Origin of the sequence: Bradyrhizobium erythrophlei (assembly GCF_042430365.1) — a bacterium.
Lineage (GTDB): Bacteria > Pseudomonadota > Alphaproteobacteria > Rhizobiales > Xanthobacteraceae > Bradyrhizobium > Bradyrhizobium erythrophlei.
The window spans coordinates 23336-45830 of the sequence record NZ_JBHMET010000229.1; the positions used below are offsets into that span (position 1 = coordinate 23336).

At 65.1% G+C, this 22495-nt stretch carries 20 protein-coding genes; 9 read left to right on the forward strand and 11 right to left on the reverse strand.

Features of this window, described 5'->3' with window-relative positions; all coding sequences use genetic code 11:
* The first annotated feature begins 371 nt into the window (after positions 1-371).
* The 3 genes from ACFFWD_RS32525 to ACFFWD_RS32535 all read left to right on the forward strand — a co-directional run bounded on the left by ACFFWD_RS32525 (position 372) and on the right by ACFFWD_RS32535 (position 3736).
* A complete protein-coding gene (locus ACFFWD_RS32525) occupies positions 372-1910 on the forward strand; it encodes a porin (protein WP_376972416.1) in 1539 nt (512 codons plus the stop codon).
* Positions 1911-2340: 430 nt separating this feature from the next.
* The gene (locus ACFFWD_RS32530) at positions 2341-2466 is read left to right on the forward strand and encodes a hypothetical protein (RefSeq protein ID WP_376973099.1); all 126 of its coding nucleotides are present in this window, start codon (positions 2341-2343) and stop codon (positions 2464-2466) included.
* Positions 2467-2773: 307 nt separating this feature from the next.
* Positions 2774-3736 (forward strand): SDR family NAD(P)-dependent oxidoreductase, encoded by a 963-nt coding sequence (locus tag ACFFWD_RS32535; protein WP_376972418.1) that lies wholly within the window; start codon positions 2774-2776, stop codon positions 3734-3736.
* Here ACFFWD_RS32535 and ACFFWD_RS32540 read toward each other — a convergent pair whose 3' ends face one another.
* From ACFFWD_RS32540 to ACFFWD_RS32555, 4 genes are all read right to left on the reverse strand, one after another.
* Positions 3737-4189, reverse strand: a complete 453-nt coding sequence (locus ACFFWD_RS32540) for a GcrA family cell cycle regulator (RefSeq protein WP_376972420.1) — start codon at positions 4187-4189, stop codon at positions 3737-3739.
* Positions 4190-4334: 145 nt separating this feature from the next.
* Positions 4335-4535 carry a hypothetical protein gene (locus tag ACFFWD_RS32545; protein ID WP_016844973.1) on the reverse strand — a complete coding sequence of 67 codons (201 nt, stop codon included), beginning with the start codon at positions 4533-4535 and terminating at the stop codon, positions 4335-4337.
* A 174-nt stretch (positions 4536-4709) separates the two neighbouring features.
* Positions 4710-6563: an AMP-binding protein gene (locus tag ACFFWD_RS32550; protein WP_376972424.1), complete on the reverse strand. Its 1854-nt coding sequence runs from the start codon at positions 6561-6563 to the stop codon at positions 4710-4712.
* A 60-nt stretch (positions 6564-6623) separates the two neighbouring features.
* The gene (locus tag ACFFWD_RS32555; RefSeq protein WP_376972426.1) at positions 6624-7565 is read right to left on the reverse strand and encodes an acetamidase/formamidase family protein; all 942 of its coding nucleotides are present in this window, start codon (positions 7563-7565) and stop codon (positions 6624-6626) included.
* Positions 7566-7629: 64 nt separating this feature from the next.
* Between ACFFWD_RS32555 and ACFFWD_RS32560 the strand changes: the two genes are divergently transcribed.
* From ACFFWD_RS32560 to ACFFWD_RS32570, 3 genes are all read left to right on the forward strand, one after another.
* Entirely contained in the window at positions 7630-8433 is an 804-nt protein-coding gene (locus tag ACFFWD_RS32560; RefSeq protein ID WP_376972428.1) for a YdcF family protein, read from the forward strand.
* A 78-nt stretch (positions 8434-8511) separates the two neighbouring features.
* Entirely contained in the window at positions 8512-9297 is a 786-nt protein-coding gene (locus ACFFWD_RS32565) for a DUF169 domain-containing protein (RefSeq protein WP_376972430.1), read from the forward strand.
* Positions 9298-9393: 96 nt separating this feature from the next.
* The gene (locus tag ACFFWD_RS32570; RefSeq protein ID WP_376972432.1) at positions 9394-10572 is read left to right on the forward strand and encodes a saccharopine dehydrogenase family protein; all 1179 of its coding nucleotides are present in this window, start codon (positions 9394-9396) and stop codon (positions 10570-10572) included.
* A 113-nt stretch (positions 10573-10685) separates the two neighbouring features.
* Here ACFFWD_RS32570 and ACFFWD_RS32575 read toward each other — a convergent pair whose 3' ends face one another.
* Positions 10686-11882 (reverse strand): FAD-dependent oxidoreductase, encoded by a 1197-nt coding sequence (locus tag ACFFWD_RS32575; RefSeq protein WP_376972434.1) that lies wholly within the window; start codon positions 11880-11882, stop codon positions 10686-10688.
* Between the two features lie 144 nt (positions 11883-12026).
* Here ACFFWD_RS32575 and ACFFWD_RS32580 point away from each other — a divergent pair, with 144 nt between their 5' ends.
* Entirely contained in the window at positions 12027-12497 is a 471-nt protein-coding gene (locus tag ACFFWD_RS32580; protein ID WP_376973058.1) for a MarR family transcriptional regulator, read from the forward strand.
* Here ACFFWD_RS32580 and ACFFWD_RS32585 read toward each other — a convergent pair.
* From ACFFWD_RS32585 to ACFFWD_RS32600, 4 genes are all read right to left on the reverse strand, one after another.
* Positions 12472-13734: an O-antigen ligase family protein gene (locus ACFFWD_RS32585; protein ID WP_376972436.1), complete on the reverse strand. Its 1263-nt coding sequence runs from the start codon at positions 13732-13734 to the stop codon at positions 12472-12474. The genes ACFFWD_RS32580 and ACFFWD_RS32585 overlap by 26 nt on opposite strands.
* Before the next feature lie 58 nt (positions 13735-13792).
* Positions 13793-15334, reverse strand: a complete 1542-nt coding sequence (locus tag ACFFWD_RS32590; RefSeq protein WP_376972438.1) for an undecaprenyl-phosphate glucose phosphotransferase — start codon at positions 15332-15334, stop codon at positions 13793-13795.
* A 115-nt stretch (positions 15335-15449) separates the two neighbouring features.
* Positions 15450-16589 (reverse strand): glycosyltransferase family 4 protein, encoded by a 1140-nt coding sequence (locus ACFFWD_RS32595; RefSeq protein WP_376972440.1) that lies wholly within the window; start codon positions 16587-16589, stop codon positions 15450-15452.
* 4 nt (positions 16590-16593) lie between these two features.
* Positions 16594-17199 (reverse strand): polysaccharide biosynthesis/export family protein, encoded by a 606-nt coding sequence (locus ACFFWD_RS32600; protein WP_376972442.1) that lies wholly within the window; start codon positions 17197-17199, stop codon positions 16594-16596.
* A 185-nt stretch (positions 17200-17384) separates the two neighbouring features.
* On the opposite strand from ACFFWD_RS32600, the gene ACFFWD_RS32605 reads away from it, so the two are divergent.
* On the forward strand, positions 17385-19691 hold the full coding sequence (locus tag ACFFWD_RS32605) for a GumC family protein (RefSeq protein ID WP_376972444.1): 2307 nt from the start codon (positions 17385-17387) through the stop codon (positions 19689-19691).
* A 128-nt stretch (positions 19692-19819) separates the two neighbouring features.
* Here the strand turns inward: ACFFWD_RS32605 and ACFFWD_RS32610 are convergent, their stop codons facing one another.
* On the reverse strand, positions 19820-21013 hold the full coding sequence (locus tag ACFFWD_RS32610; protein ID WP_376972446.1) for a GNAT family N-acetyltransferase: 1194 nt from the start codon (positions 21011-21013) through the stop codon (positions 19820-19822).
* A gap of 130 nt (positions 21014-21143) precedes the next feature.
* On the opposite strand from ACFFWD_RS32610, the gene ACFFWD_RS32615 reads away from it, so the two are divergent.
* The gene (locus tag ACFFWD_RS32615) at positions 21144-22196 is read left to right on the forward strand and encodes a polysaccharide deacetylase family protein (RefSeq protein WP_376972448.1); all 1053 of its coding nucleotides are present in this window, start codon (positions 21144-21146) and stop codon (positions 22194-22196) included.
* Here ACFFWD_RS32615 and ACFFWD_RS32620 read toward each other — a convergent pair.
* Complete coding sequence (locus ACFFWD_RS32620) at positions 22193-22402, reverse strand: DUF2842 domain-containing protein (protein ID WP_376972450.1); 210 nt, start codon at positions 22400-22402, stop codon at positions 22193-22195. The two genes, ACFFWD_RS32615 and ACFFWD_RS32620, sit on opposite strands and share 4 nt — an antisense overlap.
* Positions 22403-22495: the final 93 nt, after the last annotated feature.

Below are 22495 nucleotides of genomic sequence, written 5' to 3' on the forward strand. Positions count from 1 at the left end.
GTACCCCGCCCTGACGCAAGTGCGGGCAGATTAATTGTAATACTTATGTGACAAGCTCTATCGTCTGACGGCGGCAAATATTCCCGCCCGGCCAATGGGGTGGACCGGGGTGCGTTGCTGCCGAGACACAGTGTGGCCCAATTCGTATAGCTGACTTTATAAACTATTTTGATTAGCAAAAACGCCCATGCATATTGAACCCCGGCGGTAGGGGAATCTCGATCGTCCCGTTGCGTTGTTCGCTGAAGTCCCTCGCGCGTCTCGTGGGTGTATCCGAGGGCGCGAAGCGGCTCGGCGGTTCCGATTAGGCGGGAGATCTCGGGGCGCTCGCGGCCCGGACTCTCCGCATATGAGCAACTTGGAGGTTTAATATGAAATTGGTGAAGAGCCTTATCCTGGGCTCGGCGGCTGCTCTAATGGCGGTCGGCGGGGCTCAGGCGGCCGATCTTCCCGTCAAGGCCAAAGCGGTCGAATACGTGAAGGTTTGCTCCCTGTATGGTCCGGGCTTCTACTACATCCCGGGCACCGACACCTGTATCAAGCTCGGCGGCTATCTGCGCGCTGACGTTGTCGTGAACGGCAACAGCGTCTACGGCCCGAACTACAACGGCGCTGGCGGTGCCAACAACCGCTTCACCAACGGCTACACTTGGCGTTCGCGTGAAGACCTGAACATCGACACCCGTACCGCGACCGAATACGGCGTGGTCCGCACCTACTTCGACGCGGTGTTCACCTGGACGTCGGACACCTACGCCGCGAACGGCGCCGGCGGCAGCGTTTACTCGTCGATCGGCGGCGTTCAGGCGCCGAACAATGCCAACGCTGGCGCTGTTGCCGGCGGCACGGTCGGCGTCTACTACGCCTTCATCCAGTTCGCCGGCTTCACCATCGGTAAGGCGGTCTCACAGTTCGCTGCTCCCTGGACCGGCTATCCGGGCAACAACTTCGACGCGCTCGTCGGTGGCGTCAACACGACCACCGGTGTGAACCAGTTCACCTACACCGCCCAGTTCGGCAACGGCGTGTCGCTGGCTCTGTCGGCTCAGGACCAGGTCCAGTACTCCCAGGCTGGCGTGAACAACCTCAGCGCTGGTGGTGCATACGGCACGAGCGACTACGCCGGCACGATCGCGCCGGACCTGATCGCTTCGCTCAAGGTCGAGCAGGCTTGGGGTCTGTTCCAGGCGTCGTTCGCGGCGCATGACAACCACGCGGCTTACTACGGTGCCCTCGGCGAGCTGAGCGGTCATCCGGATGACAAGTGGGGCTGGGCTGGTGCGCTGGCCTTGTCGATCAAGAACATCCCGACCGGACCTGGCGACACGATCAACGTCCAGGGCGTCTACACGGATGGTGCGACCCGCTACAACATCCAGGATCTGGCCAGCCAGGCCGGCGCGATCGCCATCTTCGGCGGTTCGAGCCTGCCGGGCGTGTATCAGAGCGTTGGCTTCGGCACTGCGCCTGACACGGTGTTCGTCGCTGGCGGTCAGCAGCAGACGATCAAGACCTGGGGTATGCGCGGCGCGTACACCCACAACTGGGATCCCTACTGGAACTCCAGCATCTACGGCGCCTATGCCGCGATCATGTACAACGACACGTCCAAGACGCTCATCTGCGGCGTTGGTGGCGTGGGTGGCACGTTCCGTACCGCCTTCGGTGGCGGCGCTGGCGTGACGTCCTGCAACCCCGACTACAACATCGCGCAGCTCGGCTTCATCACCCGGTGGACCCCGGTCAAGAACCTGACCTTCTCGGCAGACGTGACCTACACCCACCTCGATCAGAAGTATGCGGGCACGATCACCACGTCCTCCGCTGCGATCGGCAAGCCGACCGCGACCTACGAGCTGAAGGATCAGGACACGGTGATGCTGCTCCTCCGCGCTCAGCGCAACTGGTAAGACCGGTTGATCTGATCACGATCCAACAGAACCCCGGCAGGCGACTGCCGGGGTTTTTGTTTGCCAAGGCTTGAACGGTAAATTCGGCCGCTGCGGTTGTGGTCTACGCGCATGACGAAGGTTAGCCATGCGATTCATCCGTCGCCAAACTTATTTACTTACCTGATTTACTAAACTATATCTGTCGCGGCCAACAAAATGCGTAGTGGCTCTTGGCTTGATGCTAAGCCTCCCAAACCTCCGGCAATGCCCTGCCGGAGGTTTTTGATTCAGCGATCATCCGCCTCGCATCGCGATCATCGCGCCGGGGTGTTTCGATCGGTAGCGTCAGTGCGTGCAATCGATTCGGTGCCGTCAAGATTTGACGGAATCGATCCGCAATGCATTCTCAGCCCATATGGGGCGCTTCAAGAACAGCCGGCTAGCGCGCATGAGCAGCGGCCACTATTGCCTGATCCGGGATCTCGGCCTGGTCAAGGGCGGCAAGGGGCTGCGGCACCACGAGGTCATCCTCGATTTCTCGTGGCGCGGCCTGCTCAGGTTGTTCATTCCGTAGCATGGGCATCCGTCGGCGAGGCGGCCGTGTCGTCAGCACGGCGGCGATCATCCTGTTGAGGGTTGTCATGGGCATCATCTCCGATTGCTGGATACCGGTTTGTTCGTGAGACGGAATGAATTCGTTACGCCGGCAGCGGTCTCGATGTGCAGCAAGCGGCTCAGTTGCGCGTGAGGATCGCGCGCCGCCGGCGCGGCGTTGATGGGCACGGATTCCGTGATGTAGAGTGCAGCCGACGAGCGGCTGGAGCTGCGATCTGCGCGCCGGCCGACAGGAAAAAAAGAAGCAGGGAAGAAACGGAACTCACATGAAGGATTTTGCTGGAAAGATTGCCGTGATCACCGGGGGCGGCACCGGGATGGGGCGCGAGCTTGCGCGCCAGCTCGTCGCGGAAGGCTGCAACGTCGCGATGTGCGACGTCTCGGCCGAGGCGATGGCCGAGACCAAGCGGCTGTGCGAGGTCGAGAAGCTGCCGCAGGGCTTGCGTATCACCACCCACATCGCCGACGTCTCGATCGAGGATCACTACAAGCGGTTTCGCGATGAGCTGATCGAGCAGCAGGCAACCGACAAGATCCATCTGTTGTTCAACAATGCCGGCATCGGCGGCGGCGGCAGCCTGTTCACCAACACGCGCGAGCAGTGGGAGTGCACCTTCAACATCTGCTGGGGCGGCGTCTATCTCGGCGTCCGCACCTTCCTGCCGCTGCTCGTGAAGGCCGACGAGGCGCACATCGTCAACACCTCGAGCGTCAACGGCTTCTGGGCTTCGGTCGGCATGGGCGTCTCGCACACCGCCTACAGCGCGGCGAAGTTCGCGGTGAAGGGGTTTACCGAGGCGCTGATCAACGACCTTCGGCTCAATGCGCCGCACGTCAAATGCTCGGTCGTGATGCCCGGCCATATCGGCACCGCGATCGTGTCGAACTCGCGCAAGGTGCAGAATGGCTCCGACCAGCTCAACGCCGACGAGCTCAAGCAGGCCCGCCAGCGCCTACACGGGCAGGGCGTCGACGTCGCAGCGCTGTCGGATGACGCCATCCAGCAGATCGCACTCGACCGCGCGCGCATCTTCCATGATGAGGCGCCGACCACGGCCGCCGCCGCCGCCAAGATCATCCTCGACGGCGTGAAGGCCGACCGCTGGCGCATCCTGGTGGGCGACGACGCGCAAAAGCTCGACGCGCGTGTCCGCCAGGCGCCGGAGCAAGCGTATACGGAGCAGTTCTACAAGAGCTTCGTCGAGGAGGCCGGCTGGCGGATCGGCTGATTATCTGTAAGCGGCGCGCTGGCGCGAGCCCACTTGATAGGCGAGGCGGTAATGCCCTGAGCAATAGGGCATGCCGCCGAGCGGCGTGTTGCCGCAGAAACAGAAGTCGGCGGCGCCGGGCGTGCTGATCGGCCAGCGGCAGCGCTGTTCGCTGAGCTCGAACAGGGAGCAATTGTTGGTGCTGACGACGGGCGCGTCGTCGGCCGGTTGCTCGTAGGTCTCCTGCAGCATCAGGAGCTGTTGCTTCGCCGCCGGCTTCCGCGCTGGCTCGGAGGATTTTTTGCGCGGCCGGCGCTCGCCGCGCGTGAGATTGAGCCGCGACAGCTTGCCGATCACGGCATTGCGGCTGATGCCGATATTGAGCGCGATATCGCGGCAGGAGAGACCGGCTTCAAAGTAGCTCTTGAGCTGTTCGACGCGCTCCGGCGTCCAGGTCGGTTGGATGGCGATCATCTGACGGTTCCACGTTCTGTTGAACCGCCGCGCGCCGGTCGTGCGCCCTGAGATAAGGGTGCGATTACAAGAATCGCATCATGATCTCATTCGTCTTGAGCATGATCTATTCGGAAAACCGGTTTCCACTTTTCCGGATCATGATCTAGGGCGTGCGGCCGTTGTCGCGGATCGCAAGCAGCCCGTCCTTGATGGCGAGCCGAATGCCTTCCTCGATCAGGGTCCGTGCAACGCCGGGAACGCTCGTGCCGTGGGTGCCCTGTCGCACCAGCTTCTCGAGATACCCGATGGTCGAGAGCGCCAGGGTGACCGGTACGCGGTCGGTTTCGGCCTTTTCCGTAGCCATGGGGAACGCTAACTCTGAACTCGTGTACTGAAAAGTATCTATTTAGAGTCTATTTAGGAATGAGGCAGCAAGTCAAGCCGGGTCGGGCCGGGATCCAAACGGCCAAGCGCAGGCTGCGGCTCCGCTGTGGGGCGGAGCCGTCGACATCCCGAAATGTCGAGTGGACGTAAGGTCTTAGGCTTCGAGCTCGACCTTGACCGGAAACTTCTTGAGCAGCCGCTCGGCGGTCACGGCCTTATCGGGTGCGGCCTTGACCCGCAGGTACAGGCCGCGGGAGGGATCCGTGATCGCCTCCACGCTGACCTCCTTCGACAGCCCCTCGGCCGCCAGCAGCTCACGCGCGGCTTCGCCAGCGGCGATCTCGCGCAGCTTCGGCTTGAAGATCTTGCCGACGGGGGTGACCGGCATCTCCGCGATTACTGAGACCGAGCGCGGCCGCGCCGGCGGCTCGGGGATGTTGTCCTGCACGAAGGCGGCGAGCGCCAGCGGATCGATCTGCGTGCCCGGCTGTGCGGAGACGAACAGCATCGGGACTTCACCCGCATAGGCATCCGGACGGCCGACCGCGGCCGCGAGCGCAACGCCGGGGAATTGCAGCGCGGCGTCCTCGATCGCGCGCGGATCGATGTTGTGGCCGCCGCGGATGATAACGTCCTTGGCGCGGCCCATGATGTAGACGAAGCCGTCGGCATCGATGCGGCAGATATCGCCGGTGCGCAGCCAGCCGTCGAGGAACGCCTCCTCGGTCTGCTTCTTGTCTGCATAGCCGGCAAACACCTGCGGTCCCCGCGTCAGCAATTCGCCGACCGGCGAGGGCCAGGGGCCAGTGTTGAGTTTGCCGCCGTCGAGGATCGCAAGCTCGACCAGCGGATTGCGCGTGCCGACGCTTTCGGCGCGCGGCTTGACGCCGTGGACATCGTGGGTGATCGCGCCTGCAAGCTCGGTCATGCCGTAGAGCTGCTGGATGCAGGGACCGCCCCAGGTCGCAAGGTAGCGGCGCTCGATTTCCGGCGGGCAGATCGAGGCGCCTGTGGCGGTGACGCGCAGGCTGGATATATCGCTCTCGCCGACGGGAATGTCGGCGATGGCACCGAGCGCGGTCGGCACGTTGCCGGCGATGTTGATCCGGTACGTCTCGATGATCTTCCAGAAGTTCACGATCAGCGCCGGGTCGCGTGCGCCGGCGGGGCCGGGAACGAACATCGTGGTGCCCGACGCCATGCAGTTGGCCGAGGTGCAGAACAGGCCGCCGACATGAAACAGCGGCAGCGTGATCATGGCGCGCTCGCCGCGGCGGAAGTCGAGCGCCATCCGCGAGGAGACGGTGGACGCGACCATCGCGCGGTTGGTGAGACGGGCAACCTTGGGATGGCCTGTGGTGCCGCCGGTCGGCAGCAGCACCGCGACGCGGTCGGCCTCGCTCATATCCTTCGACTTGCCGTAGTCGTCGCGCCAGGCAGGATCGGGCCGCAGGACTTCGCCGTCGAAGGCGATGCTGCCGTCGAGCGGGACGGTCACGATGCGCTTGAGCGTGGGGACGTCGCGCTCAAGGCCCTCGACCCGCTCATAGAGCCCACCCGGCATGCCCGGCAGCGGTGCCAGCAACAGCTTCGCGTTGATGGCGTTGAGCTGGGCGATGATCGCCTCGCGCGTGAACAGGAGGTTGAGCGGTTCGGCGACGCCGCACGCTGCCGCGCCGAAAATCGCGGCGACGGTGGCGGGACCGGTCGGCAGCAGGATGGCGACCGCATCGTCCTTGCCGATGCCCTGGCGGCGGAAGTAGGTCTCGGCGGCCTTGACGTAACCCATCAGGTGATCGTTCGAGATCACGACCTGGTTCGGATCGAGCGGTGAGCGCAGATAGATGATGCCCTCCGCATCGGGCGCGCCCAGGGGACCGCGGGCAATGAGGTCAAGGATGCGCGGGCAGGCCGCTAGAGTCTCCTGCATCTCCTTGTCGCGCAGCGCCTCATCGGCCGGTGATAGCCTGTCCTTCAGCATGTTCTTCCCCGTGGCTTTTTTGGTCATTGGTCGGGGATTGTATCGAGCCGCACTTGCGAAACACAAGTGCGGCGTATCGACCGTGCGTTACCCGTGCACGACCGATTTGGCGATCATGCAGTGAATGCCCTTCGAGCCGTTCACCGTTTGCGTCACGCGCAGGTCGGCGGCGAGGCTGCACAGCGTGTAGGCGTCCTCGCGCGACAGATTCCGTTTCTCGCCGAGCAGCGCAATCATGTCGCGCAGCGCGCGCACCACGCACTGGTCGAGGTCGGGATCCATCGCCATCGTGATGTAGTGACTGGCCGTCTCCGCGCGCGGATAGGTGAATTTGAGATCCTTGCGCAGCGTCAGGCAGAAGCGGCCGGTCAGCGCGGTTTCGATCGCGGTGACACAGACCTCGCCATCGCCCTGCACGCCATGGCCGTCGCCGCAGGAGAACAGCGCGCCCGGCACGAACACCGGCAGATAAAGCTTGGCGCCGGCGCCGAGCTCCTTGTTGTCGAGATTGCCGCCCATCGCACGCGGGATCAGCGAGGAGATGCGGCCCCAGGCCGGCGGCGGCGCAACGCCCATCACGCCGAAGAACGGCTTCAGCGGCAAATCGAGGCCCCAGGGCATGCGCCCGACCATGCGGTCGCGGTCGAGCGGGATGTTGAGGATGCGCATCTCGTGGAAATCGTCGGGCAGGGTGCCCGACAAAGGCTTGATCAAATTGTAGCCCCAGTCCTGCCGGAGCTGGACGTCGAGGATGTCGACCTCCAGCACGTCGCCGGGCGCAGCTCCTTCGACGGCGACCGGGCCGGTCAGGATGTGCCCGGGCACCATCCGTTCGGATCTCGCATGGATGTCGGCCAATTCCAGCGGAACGTAAAACCGGCTGCGGTCCGGCACCACGTCGGGACCGCCGCTGACCGTCTCGATCGTCACCTCGTCGCCGCTCGCAATGGTCAGGACCGGCTTCAGCTTCGCTTCAAAGAAGCCCCAATGGCAGGTTTCGGGGCTCGACTTGAGGAGATGGTGGGGCATGTGACGTCTTTTGATTGCTGCCGTTGCAGCGTATGACGTAGCAGAACTTCGCAGAGGCTTCCCCTTGTTTTTTGTACTCTCCAAGACGCTCGGCATCGTGCTGATGCCGGTCAACCTCCTGATCGGCATTGGCCTCGTTGGCGCCATCCTGCTGCTGACGCGGTTTGCGACGCTGGGTCGCAGGCTGATGGTGCTGTCGCTGGTCGTGCTCGCGATCTGTGCCTTTTCGCCGCTCGGCAACACCTTGCTCTATCCGCTGGAGCAGCGTTTTCCACCCTGGGACGCCTCGCGCGGCGCGCCTGACGGCATCATCGTCCTCGGCGGGTCGATCGATGCCGACCAGTCGGTTGCACATGGGACGCCCGTGGTTCGCAGCGCACCCGACCGCGTCATCGCGGCGGCGGCGCTCGCGCTGCGCTATCCGAATGCGCGCCTCGTGTTCTCGGGCGGCAGCGCGAACCTAATCTCGAACGACGCGCGCGAGGCCGACTATGCCGGCGAGATCTACGAGAGCCTCGGCATTCCCAAGTCGCGCCTGATCATGGAGCGCCGCTCGCGCAACACGGTGGAGAACGCCGAATTCTCCAAGGCGCTGCTCGATCCGAAGCCCGGCGAGCGCTGGCTGCTCGTCACCTCGGCCTATCACATGCCGCGCGCGGTCGGGCTGTTCCGCAAGATCGGTTTCGACGTCGAGGCCTATCCGGTCGACTGGCGCACCGGAGACGCCGGCCGTCCATTCGGCTTCAGCAACATGGCGATCGAGGGCCTGTGGCGAACCGATGTCAGCGTGCGGGAGTGGATGGGCATCCTGGCCTATCATCTCGCCGGCAAGACCGATGAGCTATTGCCCGGACCGGCCAAGCGCTAGACAATCGCCTCCGCCGGGCAATCCGGCTAACCTCGCAGCAACAGGCGGGATGAGCCGCCGATCACGGGAGTTCACGCCATGCAACAGCAGACGCCGCCGGAACAATTCGACCTCGCCGCGATGGTGGCCGATTTGAACAGCCTGTTGCGGCTGAAGACCACGGTCACCGGCATCAAGATGTTCGCGCGTGTCGAGGACATGGAGGCGATCCCGAAGATCCGCCGCCCGTCGGCGATCCACACCACCGACCAGATCATCAGCATGGCGTCGCGTCTCGGCTGGACCGTCGGCATCACCGCCGACGATCTCGTCGGTGCGCAGTGCCGCGCCGTGATCGGGCTCGCGCCGCAGGACGAGAAATGGCTCGCCGGTGAGAACTACGTCGGCGTCTGGCACGGCACCGCCGAGGACGCGCGCAAGCGCCAGGAGGCGCTCGACGTCGTGCCCTATGGCCGCTACCAGGCGATGGCGGTGAGCCCGCTGACCAGCGGTAGGCTCAATCCGCCGGACATCTGCCTGGTCTATGCGACGCCGGGACAGATGGTGATCCTGATCAACGGCCTGCAATATACCGGCTACAAGAAGTTCGAATGGGGCGTGGTCGGCGAAACCGCCTGCGCCGACTCCTGGGGCAGGGCGCTGAAGACCGGCGAGCCGAGCCTGTCGCTGCCGTGCTTTGCCGAGCGGCGTTACGGCGGCGTGCCCGACGAGGAAATGCTGATGGCGCTGCCGCCGGCCTATCTCGCCAAGGCGATCGCCGGCATGAAGCAGCTTGCCAAGAACGGCCTGCGCTACCCGATCGCGCCGTATGGCATTCAGGCCGACGTGCGCGCCGGGATGGGGGTCTCGTACGCAAAGAAATAGCGTCGAAACGGCGATTGCGAACGCGGTTTTATGGATTGCTTCGCTTTGCTCGCAATGACAAAAGGGGCCAAATCCGCTCTGTAGGAACCCACGATCATGGCCTCGTCGAAATTCGACATCGTCGTCTATGGCGCGACCGGCTTCACCGGCCAGCTCGTCGCCGAATATCTCGCCGCGCATTACAAGGGCGACCGTGCGCTCAAATGGGCGATGGCCGGACGCAGCAAGGAGAAGCTCGCCTCCGTCCGCGACGCGATCGGCGCGCCGGCCGACACGCCGTTGATCGTCGCCGATGCCAGCGACGTCGCGTCGCTGAAGGCGATGGTCGCGCAGACCAAGTCGGTGATCTCGACGGTCGGCCCGTATCAGCTCTACGGCAACGACCTGATCGCGGCCTGCGTCGAGGCCGGGACGGATTATCTCGATCTCTGCGGCGAGCCGGTCTGGATGCGGCAGATGATCGACAGGCACGAGGCGGCGGCGAAAGCGAGCGGCGCGCGCATCGTGTTCTCTTGCGGTTTCGACTCGGTGCCGTTCGAGCTCGGCACGTTCTTCGTGCAGGAGGAGGCCAAGCGCGTGTTCGGCGCGCCGGCATCCCGCGTCAAGGGCCGCGTGCGCGACATGCGGGGCACGCTGTCGGGCGGCACGGCGGCGAGCGCCAAGGCCACCTTCGATGCGGTCGCGCAGGACCTCAGCCTCGTCGCGATCCTCAACAATCCGTTTGCGCTGACGCCGGGATTTGAAGGCGTGAAGCAGCCGCGCGGCAACAAGCCGGCCTTCGAGGAGGACCTGCAGTCCTGGACCGCGCCGTTCATGATGGCGCTGATCAACACGCGCAACGTCCATCGCTCCAACATGCTGATGGGATTCCCCTACGGGAAGGAATTCGTCTACGACGAAATGGTGCTCACCGGCCCCGGCGAGAAGGGCGAGGCCAACGCCAAACGCGTAATGGCCGCGAACTCCGAGAAGACCGGCCCGAACGCGCCGAAGCCGGGCGAGGGACCGTCAAAGGAAGAGCGCGAGAACGGGCTCTATGACCTGCTGTATGTCGCGGTCGCGCCCGACGGCCGCCACGTCCGCGCCGGCATCACGGGCGACCGCGATCCAGGTTACGGCTCGACCTCGAAGATGATCTCGGAATGCGCGATCTGCCTGTTGCGCGATACGCCCGACGTGCCGGCCGGCTTCTGGACGCCGGGCGCGGCGATGCAGCACAAGCTGATCAAGCGGTTGGTCGACAACGCCGGTTTGACGTTTGAGGTGGAGAAGTAGAATCGTAGGGTGGGCAAAGGCGCTCTTGCGCCGTGCCCACCTTCCGCGCCGTGCTCGTGATGGTGGGCACGCTTCGCTTTGCCCACCCTACGCGATTGTTGTCGACTTTCGCCTCACGCCGCGCGCGCGTCGTATGCATACATGAAGTCCATGCCCTTGGACGTCAGCGGCAGCAATAGCTTCAGTATGTGATCGCGGATCCAGGCGCCGGTCGGGCCGAACTCGCGCTTGCTGTTGCCGTTGCGGCGGGCGATGGCCACGATCTTCTCCGCGCGCGGCCGCCGTTCCTGTTCGAAGGCCTGGAAGGTGACGCCGAGCTCCTGGCGTTCCAGCATCAGACGGCCGAGCCGCATCGCATCCTCCAGCGCGAGCGAAGCGCCCATGCCGGCATGCGGGGTCGTCGCGTGCGCGGCGTCGCCGATCAGAAGCGTGCGCTTGCGCGACCAGGTCGGCAGCGTCGCGACGTCGAGCGTGTCCGTCACCACGATGTTCCGGGCCGCCTCGATGATCGCGGGGATCGGATCGTGCCAGCCGGCGTGGAAGTCGCGCAGATGCTGCTTGATCGCGTCCTGGCTCTGCAGGCGGTAGGCCGCGGCCGTCATGCCGTGCGACGGCTGCGTGCTCCACCACATCGCGCCGTCGTCGGGATTGGAGCTGCAGAAGCCGTAGCCGAAGAAGCCGCTCTGCCCAAAGGTGGTCTCGATCCGCTGGCCGATCGGCAGATTCTCGATCACCGCGCGCGGCACGAAGCCACCGAAGCCGATCAGCCCGGTATCGAACGGCACGGGTCCGTCGGGGATCACGTGCCGCCGCACCGCCGAATGCACGCCGTCGGCGCCGATCACGAAATCGCCCTCGGCCTCCGATCCGTCGGCGAAATGCGCGATCACGGGCTGGTCGGCGCGATCCTCGATCTTCACCAGCCGCTTCTCGAAATGCACCGAAACGTTCGACGACCAGGCCTTGTCGACCAGCGTCTCGTTCAGGGTCGCGCGGCACATGTTCACCGCGGGCAGGCCAAACCGTTTCGCCATGTCGCGATTGATCGAGCCGAGCTTCTTGCCGCCTTGCGAATAGAAGTCGAAGGATTCCGCGATCGAGCCAAGGCCGATCAACTCGTCGGCGAGGCCGAGCTCGGCCAGCACCCGCATGCCGTTCGGCGCGATCTGCAGGCCGCCGCCGATGCCGTTGGAATAGGGCCAGGCCTCATAGATGTCGGCCTCGATGCCGGCGCGCTTCATGAACATTGCAGCCACTGGGCCTGCGATACCGGCGCCGATGATCAGGGCTTTACGGGGACGTCGCGTCATGCCTTGCTCCATGCATCCGTGTGGGTTAGGAAAGGTTAGTGACTAATTCTCTTAGTTACTAAGATGTCAGTTCGGTAAGATATAGGATTGGCTTTGTCAAGAGCGAAATCGCGCGCGGCGCTGCTGCAGGAACTCGAGGAAGCGATGCGGCGGTCGTCGGCGCAGGGGGTGATGTTCGGCCAAGCCGTTGCGAACGTGGCCGGAATTTCCAACTCGGACCTCGAATGCATGGACATCCTCTTTCTCGAGGGCCGCGTGACCGCCGGCCGTCTCGCAGAAGTGACCGGGCTGACGACGGGGGCCATCACCGGGGTCGTCGATCGGATGGAAAAGGCGGGCTATGTCCGCCGCGAGCGCGACGCGGTCGACCGCCGCAAGGTCTTCATCTCGGTCGTGGAGGAGAAGGCCGCCGAGATCGGCAAGCTCTACGTGCCGATGCAGCAGGCGATGCAGAAGGTCTGGAGCGGCTACACCGACGACGAACTGCGGCTGCTGCTGCGCTTCGCCAATGACGGCTACAGGGGCGTGCTGGAAGCGACCGAGGCGCTGAAGGGTGTGATCGCCACGCCGCCGGAGCAGCGCGCGAGCCTCAAGATGCCGCCGCCCCGTCGCTGATCGATGCCGTCCGGCGGTAGCGCTCGGCCGCGGCATACATACCCCACATCGTGCCGAGCATCATCCAGAAATGCCGCCAATGGTCGGTATCGATGATGAAGCTCTCGCCGACGGTGCCGAGGAACGCCGTGAACACAGCCAGATAGGTACGCTGCCAGGGCACCCGCGTGAACATGTAGCGGAAGCCTGTGATTGCGCTGGTGAACACCAGCGCCGGATAGCAGATGCCGGAGATCCAGCCGCCCGACATGAAGGCGTTGAGGTAGGAATTGTGGGTGTCCTCGGGGAAGTAGCTGCGGAACTGCAGCGGGCCGATGCCGAAGGGCACGTCGAGCGCCATCTGGGCGCCGAGGATGTGCCGGCCGAAGCGTCCGAAGCGACCTTCGTCGTAGCTCTGGTCAAAGCTCGCGCGCTGCTTGAACATCTGTGCAACGGAGTCGAGTGACAGCAGCACGGCGACCAGCGCCACGGCGATGACAACAGCGATCAGCGCCATCACGATGATCCGCGTGCGCTGCGTCTGCGACCGGCTGGTGAGCACCATCAGGAGCAGCGTGACGGCGGAGGTGATGATCAGCGCGCCCCAGGCCGCGCGCGAGAACGCCAGCAGGATCGCAAGCGCCATGATGCCGAAGGCGATCGCATTGCGAAACGCCTTGCCGAGGGGATCGGAGACGACGCTCTGCAGCGCGAACAGCGCCGGCAGAATCAGGAACGCGCCGAGCACGTTCGGATCCTTGAAGGTGCCGCGGGCGCGATCATACAGCGTGAGCAGGTCGTAGCCGCCGGGCACCAGGTGGAAATAGCCGGCGACGCCGGCGATCGAGGCGATCATTCCGCCGACCACGAGGCCGCGGCGGAGCATGTCGAGCCGGGCTTCGGTGTCTTCCGAGATCACCATCGCGAAGAAGATCACCGTCACGGCCATGTACCAGGAGGTGAATATCCAGTTCATCACCTCCGGCTTATCGATGAACGGGATGGCGCCGATGCTGTAGCCGACGTTGAGCACGATCAGCGCGAACAACAGCGGCACGAAGACGAGCCGCATCCGCAGGCCCGTGGCAAAGAACACGACGGACGCGATCAGCGTGACGATTTCATAAGGGCTCGGCTCGATGAAGACGATGGCGCCGGACGCACCTGCCAGCCACACCAGCGCCCGCTGCAGCGCCAGCACGCCAGGCGCCGCCGGGATCGACGGATGGGAAGTCCCGGCTGTCGCCGCATAGGCCATGACGCACTCACGCAACTCGACGGATCAGAAGGCCTGCCGGCGGTCCCGGCGAAACGGACTAGTACGCGTTCTCATTCTTGGTCAGCAGCGAGAACGGCGTCTTGAGCAGAATGTAGAGGTCGAACAGCACCGACCAGTTCTCGATGTAGTAGAGGTCGAATTCGACGCGCTTCTGGATCTTCTCGTCGGTGTCGACCTCGCCGCGCCAGCCGTTGATCTGGGCCCAGCCGGTGATGCCGGGCTTGACGCGGTGACGGGCGAAATAGCCGTCGACGGCCTCGTCGAACAGCCGGTTCTCCAGCTTGCTCTGTACCGCGTGCGGGCGCGGGCCGACCAGCGAGAGGTTGCCCTCGAGCACCACATTGAAGAGCTGCGGCAGTTCGTCGAGCGAGGTCTTGCGGATGAAGCGGCCGACGCGGGTGACGCGCGGATCGTTCTTGGTCACCACCTTGGAGGCGGTGGGATCGGCCTGGTGGTGATACAGCGAGCGGAACTTGTAGACGTCGATGCGCTCATTGTTGAAGCCGAAGCGCTTCTGGCGGAACAGCACCGGGCCCGGACTGTCGAGCTTCACCGCCAGCGCCACCAGCCCCATCACTGGAAGCGCTGCGAGCAGGATCAGGCCGCCGACCACGCGGTCGAACAGCCATTTCATCACCAGATCCCAGTCGGTGATCGGCGCCTCGAACACATCAAGCGTCGGGACGCTGCCGAGATAGGAGTAGGAGCGGGGGCGGAAGCGCAGCTTGTTGGTGTGCGCCGACAGGCGGATGTCGACCGGCAGCACCCACAGCTTCTTCAGCATCTCCAGGATGCGCGTCTCCGCCGAGATCGGCAGTGCGAACAGCACGAGATCGACGCGGGTGCGGCGGGCGAATTCGACGATGTCGTCGACCTTGCCGAGCTTCGGACTGCCGGCGCAGGTGTCCATGGCGCGGCTGTCGTTGCGGTCGTCGAACACGCCGAGCACGTGGATATCCGAGTCCTCCTCGGCCTTCAGCGCCTCGACGAGCTGCTCGCCGTTCTGGTCGGCGCCGACGATGACGGTGCGGCGGTCGAGGCGGCCGTCATGCGCCCAGCGACGCACCAGCGTGCGCAGCGTGAGACGTTCGACGATCAGCGCCGCGAGGCCGACGAAGAAGAACGACGACAGCCAGACGCGCGACACTTCGCCGCCGAGCTTGGCCAGGAAGGAGACGCCGATGAACAGCAGAAACACGAACGCCCATGACGAGATCATCAGCGTCATCTGGCGCAGTTGGCCGCGGAAGACCTGCACCTGGTAGATATCGGCGGCCTGGAAGCAGACCACGGCTGCGACCGTCATGCCGAGGATCGCCGCGACATATTCCCAATGGAAGCCGGAGAGCGGCATCACGTAGCCGAGATAGAGACCGACGCCGACCAGGCTGAGCAGGATGAAATCGGCGAGGCGGACCGCGCCCGCGATCACGATCGGCGAGTAGGCGCCGCCAACTTTCTGGTTGGTGACGGCGAGCGCAGCCGGCGACAGGCGCCGGCGTCGTTCGCCTTGCGGGCGGGCGGCCGTTGTGGTTGCCGTAGCGGCATCCAGCATCGAGCGTGCGTTGAGCGGTTCCACGTGTCCACGTCCATTCCTGCGCATGCAGATAGGCATGCGGGCGCAGGGCCAAAATTCCCCAGGGCGCGACTTAACGGGAGAAATCGGAAGAAACGGTTACGCGGGTAAGGAATGGTTAATGTTTGGCAAATGCGTCGCGGTAGCCGGCCAGCACGCCCTCGACCATCGCCTGCTGCGAAAAATGTTCGGAAATGCGTTCGCGCAAGCGCTGCGCGCGCGCCGCGGTCGCCGCCGGATTGTCGAGTGCGGCCTTGATGGCGTCGGCCATCGCCGCGACGTTGCTCGGCGCGAACAGCGCATCGGTGTGGGTATCGAAGATCTCGGGGATGCCGCCGACATTGGCGGCGACCATCGGGACGCCGGCGGCAGCCGCCTCGATCACCACATAGGGCATGGAATCGCCGCGCGAGGGGACGACCAGCAGGCTGCCCTTGGAGAAGCCGTAGCGCGCCTTGACGTGGCCGATGAAGCGCACCGCATCGCCGAGCGCAAGCCGCTTGGCCTGGGCCTTGAGCGTCTCGGTTTCCTCGCCGTCGCCGCCGAGCGTCAGCGTCACCGACGTGCCTTCGGCGCGCAGCTTGGCCACCGCGTCGATCAGGAGGTCGGCGCCCTTGATGTGCCGGAACTCGCCGACATAGACCACGTCGGTGGCATCGTCGGCCTTGGTCACGGGCTCGAATTCCTCCGACGTGACGCCGTTGAACACGCATCGCACGAGGCCGCTCGGCACGCCGACCGTGCGCTGGTAGGTGTCGCGGGCAAATGCGCTCTCGAACAGGAACAGGTCGGTGCTGTTCATCAGCGCGCGCTCGAGATAGCTGTAGAAATTGCCCTTGAAGGTATCGAGCGGGTAGTGCAGCGAGCCGCCATGCGGCGTGTAGACCCGGATCGTCCTCTTCGAGCGCGGCCGCAGCCGGATATAGGCGCCGGCCTTGGCGCCGTGGCCGTGCACCACGTCTGGCTTGAGCTTCCAGATCAGGCCCGCAATCCTTGCGGCGACGGCGACGTCGACGATGCGCGGCTCGCGGCGGATCGCCACGCGGCGGACCCCGAGCTTGAGGCGCGGCGCGATCTCGGCGAGCGCGGCCTGCGCGCGTTCGCCGCCGGTGAGGCTGTCGGCGATGATGCCGACGTGATGGCCGCGCACGATCTGGCCGTTGGCGACGTCGAGGATGTGGCGGAAGATGCCGCCCACGGGCGCGCGGACGACGTGCAGGATGCGAAGCGGTTGGTCCTGGTTCCGATCTTCGGTCATGGAACTAGAACCAGCGCTCGTTGACGAACACCGTGTCGCCCGGGCCGATCGGCGTGCCCAGCGGCACCACGAAGCGGCCGGAGCCGGACGCGTCCGTATGGGTCAGCGTGACGCTGTCGCGCTTCGCGCGTGGCGAGAACCCGCCGGCGATCGCAATCGCGCTCTCCACCGTCATGTTCGGCACGTAGGGATACTGGCCGGGGGCGGCGACTTCGCCGAGGATGAAGAACGGGCGATAGGCCTCGATCTCGACCGCGACCGAGGGCTCGCGGATAAATCCGTTGCGGAGTTTCGCTGATATCTCGCTGGCGAGCCCCGCAGGCGTGCGGCCGCGCGCCGGCACCGTGCCGATCAGCGGCATCGTGATCGCGCCGGCGGCGTCGATCGCATAGGTGTTGGTGAGGCCTTCCTGGCCGTAGACCACGACGCGGAGCCGGTCGCCGGCGTCGAGATGGTAGGCACTGTCGTAGCGCGCTGGCGCGGGGGCGGCATAGGCGACGGCGTCGAGGACGGGCTGCGGCGCCGTGGCGACGGGCGCAGTGCGTCCCATGCAGCCCGACAGAGCGAGCGCAGCGACCAGACAAGCAATGGGGGTGCGCGCGCGGCGCATTTGAAGAATCCTGCAGAATATCGGTCTCGATTAAGGGGGGCTCATGGTTAACAAAACATGACCGTGTGCGCGGGATGCCGGATGCCGTCGCCCCCACAAAGATGGCCAATTAACCCGGCAGCAACCTTAATGGAGTGTAATCGCAGCAGGTTCAGGTGGAGTCGCGGCGTCCGCGGGAGTGTGTGATGCGTTCAGCGTTCTGGCGTTCAGGCACGGCCGTGGTGCAGCGGGCGCTGTCGAAGTCTGCGCCTGCTGTCGCCGCATCCGGCTCTGCCAAGCCCGTCCCGGCAACGGCCATTGCAGCGGGCTCCGCTCCCGACACGCCCGTGCCTGCATCGGAGGCGGGCGATCTCGATCTGCATGCGCTCGGTCAGGCCCTGGTGCGCAAGCGGACGTGGATCATCGTTCCGACGGTGCTGGCGCTGACGTTGTCGCTCGCCGCCGTCAACATGGTCACGCCGCGCTACAAGTCCGAGGCCCGCATTCTGGTCGATGGCCGCGAGAGCGTCTTCCTTCGTCCCAACGGCGAGCGCGATCTGGAGCGCACCGGACCCGATCCGGAGGCGGTGACGAGCCAGGTTCAGCTGTTGCTGTCGCGCGATCTCGCCCGCGAGATCATCAAGAAGAACAAGCTCGCCGAGCGTCCGGAGTTCGATCCGGTGCTGCAGGGCTTCTCGCCGTTGAAATCGCTGCTTGCGCTGGTCGGCATCGGCCGCGACCCGTTCACGCTGACGCCGGAAGAGCGCGTGCTCGAGGCCTATTACGACCGCTTCACCGCCTACGCGGTCGACAAGTCGCGCGTCATCGTCATCGAATTCCAGTCGCGCGATCCGGAGCTTGCCGCGCGGGTCGCCAATTCGATCGCCGAAGGCTATCTCGTGCTGCAGCAGTCGGCGCGGCAGGACCAGGCCAAGTCGGCCTCGACCTGGCTCTCCGGCGAGATCGACAATCTGCGCAAGAAGGTCGCCGACGCCGACTCCCGGGTCGAGGATTTTCGCTCGAAATCGGGCCTGTTCATCGGCACCAACAACACCACGCTGTCGAACCAGCAGATGGGCGAGCTCAACACGCAGCTCAACAATGCCCGTGCGCTGAAGGCGGATACCGAGACCAAGGCGCGGCTGGTCCGCGAAATGCTCCAGAGCGGCAAGCCGATCGAAGCATCGGAAGTGCTCAATTCCGAGCTGATCCGCCGGCTCTCCGAGCAGCGCGTGACGCTGCGGGCGCAACTCGCCGAGCAGTCGTCGACATTGCTCGACAACCATCCGCGCATCAAGGAATTGAAGGCGCAGCTTGCCGATCTCGACCGTCAGCTGCGCGAGGAAGCGAGCAAGGTCTCGCGTTCGCTGGACAACGATGCCCGCGTCGCCGGCGCTCGCGTCGAGGCGCTCTCCGCAAGCCTCGAGCAGTTGAAGAAGCAGGCGTCCTCCTCGAACGGCCAGGACGTGCAGCTCCGCGCGCTGGAGCGCGAGGCCAAGGCGCAGCGCGACCTGCTCGAGACCTATCTCGCAAAATACCGCGAGGCGACCGCCCGCGAGAATATCGAGACCGCGCCGGCCGATGGGCGGATCATTTCGCGCGCCACCGTCTCCAACACGCCGGCCTATCCGAAGAAGCTGCCGATCGTGCTGATCGCGACCTTGGCCGCGCTCCTGCTCTCGTCCGGCCTCATCATCACCGGCGAGCTGCTGCGCATGTCGGCGCCGCGCGCGGTCGCCCGGGCCTTCGCGCCGGTCGCTGCCACCGTCCGCCGCCGCGAGCCGGTCATGGAGACCGCGGTCGAGGATGAGCCGGAGCCCGAACTGGCGCCGGAACCCGTGGTCGCGCCAGCATCTCCACCAGCTCCCGCGCGTGCGATCAGCGAGCCGCAGCCGGAAACTGCTCCCTCGGTCAGCGAAATCGACGAACTCGCAACGCGGCTTTGTGCCGCCGGCGCCGCCGCCCACAAGGTCACGATCCTCGGCACGGCCACCGGCGAGAGCGTTACGCTGACGGCATTGACCCTGGCCCGCCTGATGGCGCGGCATGCCAAGGTCGTGGTGGTCGATCTCGTTGGGACCTCGCCTGCGATGACCGCGGCCTCGGTCGATCCGGGCGCGGCCGGCCTTGCCGAACTGATGCAGGGCGAGGCGCCGTTCGCGCAGATCATCACCAAGGACCGGTTGTCGCGTGTGCAACTCGTCAGCGCTGGTCGCCCGGGCTTCGACCGCGCGCAGCTGCAGTCGCCACGGCTGACGCTCGCGATCGACGCGCTGCTCAGGGTCTATGACCACGTGCTGCTTGACGCCGGCTCGGCGGTCGACCTGCCGGCGGAGCTCTTGACTGCGCAGGCCCGGGCTGTCGTCGTGCCCGACGCGTCGATGGCGCAGGACGCACGGAGGCAGATGGTCGATCAGCTCAAGGCCGTCGGCTTCTCCGAGGTGACGATGCTGAATAGGCCGTGCGAACCTCCGCATCCGATCGAGCGCGGCCCGCGGGTGGTGGCGGCCTGAGAAGGTTGTCACCTTAACCCATTGCCGTCATTGCGAGGAGCGATAGCGACGAAGCAATCCATCTCTCCGCTTGCGGTAAGATGGATTGCTTCGCTTCGCTCGCAATGACGGAGAGATAGGAGTTTGCGTTAGCGGAACATGCTGCGCAGGTTCTGCGCGATCTCGAAGAGCGCCGGGTTGTGCTTCACGGTCCGCTTGGCGCGGTTGAGGGCTGACAGGGCGTTCGCCGCCAGCCTGCCGCGCAGGCTGAGCGGGACGAAGCTGTCGAAGATCGCCTCGTCGCTCTTGCAGAACAGCCGCTTGTACTCGTCCGATCCGATGCCGAGATCGAGCGCCCGGTAGTTCTGGGCGGCATGCCGGTCGATGATGTCGCGCATCAGGATCAGGCCGGGGCTGAATTTGGCGTTGCCGGACATCGTGTAGGTGTTGAACATCATCGAGAAGCGATGACCGTCGGCGACACCGGCATAGATCGCGATGACTTCGTCGTCGCATTCCAGCGCGTGGATATCGATGACGTGGCCGTTGCCGTCGGCCAGCGGCGTCAGGCAGGCGGTGCGGATGAACTGCTCGATGCCGGGCTCGGCGAAGACATCAGGCAGCTTTTGCTCCGCCATGCGCTGCGGCTTGACGCGGAAGAACCAGTCGAGCAGGCGGCTGATATCCGCGCTCTCGGTCGCGACGTAGTAGCGGTAGCCGGAGAGCGCCTGCAGCTTGCGTTCCTTGCCCTTGAGCCGGCGGCGGAACGAGTTGCTGATCAGCGCGGTGGGCGCAGCGCCTGCCTCCAACACCAGCAGCGGGCAATCGTTGACCGAGGGCTGACGCGGCAGCAGCGCCATCGGGTTCGGCAGCTCCTGCCAGTTCAGCGGCTGCTGATGCAGCGCCAAAGCGTCGACGCGCGAGCGCTCGGCGATCGAACCGAGCAACGTCGCAAGATCGGCCTCGGTTGCGTTCGCGGCGAAATCCCGGTCGTACAGCGCCATGTTGAAGGTCGAATGCTTGCCGCCCATGAAGCTCGCGCAACGCGCGCCGAGCCTCGACTCGATGGCTAGCGGCAACAGCATCAGCGGCCGGCGTTCGCTGTCGTGGCCGACAACGATGAAAGGGCGCAGGCCCTCGCGCTCGCCGACCTGCCGCTGCCAGGCGGCGACGAAGTCGAAGCGCTGATAGGGCGTGTAGAACTGCTTCGACGTCTCGAAGCCGCGCCAGACGGTTTCGGCTGCGGCGAGGTCATGGAAAATATCGACGCCGGCAATGCGGCTTGCCTTCGACCACGCCCGTGCATCCGCCGTCTGGCTTTCGATTGCCGCCGCCATGGTCATTTCAGAACCCGTTTTTGTAGCTATTTATTAATAGTTCTCGGCTCGGCCGACCTTCGCAGGGAAATGTCAACAAAGAGTAATAACAATGCCGCAGCGGCGCGTGGGAACCCGCCGTTCGGGGGCGGGGGCCTTGGCATCAGACAACAGGTTTTGGCGGCGGGCGCGGATGGAGCTCGCCTACTTCAGCGGGGCTTTCCGGCTGAAGCAGCGCCAGTCCGGCGGCGCCGGCGCCATCCTGCGTTTCGAGCGGGTGCGTCCGCGCCGCTCCGCGCGATTCCAGCCGTTGCGCACGCGAGAGATCACGCCAAAATTCCTGGATCGGACGATCCGTGCGCTGAAGCGCTGGCGCTACGACATCGTCGGGATCGACGAAGCCTGTCGGCGTGCGGTCACGCTGCCCGAGCGCAGGCGCTTTGTCTGTCTGACGTTCGACGGCGGTTACAAGGATCTCGTCACGCACGCGTATCCGGTGCTCGCGAAGCACGGCATTCCCTTCACCGTCTATCTGCCGACGGCATTTCCGGACGGTCTGGGCGAAGCCTGGTGGCTGGCGCTGGAGGACATCATCGCGCGCGAGCGCCGGGTCAGCCTGGTGATCGACGGCAGGGAGCAGCATTTCACGGTCGCGGAGCTGTCAGACAAATACGCGTTGTTCGCATTCCTGTCCGGCTGGATGCGTACGCTGGCGCCGCCGGAGTTGTCGCTGGCCATCAACGATCTGTGCCGGCGCTATTCGGTCGACCTCGCGCAGATGTCGCGCAGCGCGGCGATGGACTGGAACGATCTGGCGAGGCTTGCGGCCGATCCGAACGTGACATTCGGCAGCGCCACCGTGAACTATCCGGTGCTGTCGAACCTGAAGGACGCTGACGCGCGGCGCGAGATGGCGATGGGGCAGGCGGTTGCGCAGGCAGCGTTTCGCCGCGACGTCAGGCATTTCGCATTTCCCTTTGGCGACCGGGATTCATTCCGTCGCCGGCACGTCGTGCTGGCGGAGGAGGCCGGCTTTGCCAGCGCGGTCTCGACCATCTCCGGGATCGTCGAGGCTGAGGGACGCACCAACCTCCATGCGCTGCCGCGGATCGCCTGGGACGGGCGCGAGCGGTCGCTGCGGATGATGCGCGTGCTGCTGTCAGGGATCATGTTCGCGCCGGTGCAGCCGACGCGGGCGTCGCGAAACTAGATACGGTCGGGCCGCGACATCCAGGCGACGATCGGCATCGCCGGCAAGACCCAGCCGAGGCCGGCGACGACATAGAAGATCGCTTGCAGCCATCCCGAATTGGCAAGCCACGGCGTCTGCGCCACCGTCATGCCGAGCAGCGACCAGACCAGGACCAGGACGAGCAGGGCGATGGTTCCAAGCAGTTTGCGGGTACGTATGGCCATGGCTGTTATGTGCGACTCGTAATCTCTGCGGCGCTTGCGCGGCTAATTGGGCGGACTATAAGGGGCGCGAAAATCCAATCAAGTCAGGGCGAA